Origin of the sequence: Nocardia amamiensis (genome assembly GCF_015477605.1) — a bacterium.
Taxonomy (GTDB): domain Bacteria; phylum Actinomycetota; class Actinomycetes; order Mycobacteriales; family Mycobacteriaceae; genus Nocardia; species Nocardia amamiensis_A.
Genome location: NZ_JADLQX010000349.1, coordinates 1 through 255, shown reverse-complemented (window position 1 = coordinate 255; position 255 = coordinate 1). Strand labels below are relative to the sequence as shown.

Below are 255 nucleotides of genomic sequence, written 5' to 3'. Positions count from 1 at the left end.
TATGGGAGCTGTGGGGACCGCTGCTGTTCGGCGGCACCCTCGTGGTGGTCGACTACTACACCTCGCGCTCGCCGGAGCAGTTCCTGGAACTGCTGCGCGCCGAACGCGTCACGGTGCTCAACCAGACGCCGTCCGCGTTCTACCAGCTGGCCGAGGCGGACCGGAACGCCGCGCCCGACGCCGCGCCGCTGGCGCTGCGTTACGTGGTGTTCGGCGGTGAGGCGCTGGAGCTGCGTAGGCTGTCGGATTGGGTGG

General features: G+C 69.8%; 1 protein-coding gene. It reads left to right on the top strand.

Features of this window, described 5'->3' with window-relative positions:
* Positions 1-255, top strand: a 255-nt coding sequence (locus IU459_RS38105; protein ID WP_195134376.1) for an AMP-binding protein, incomplete at both ends; no start/stop codon positions are given.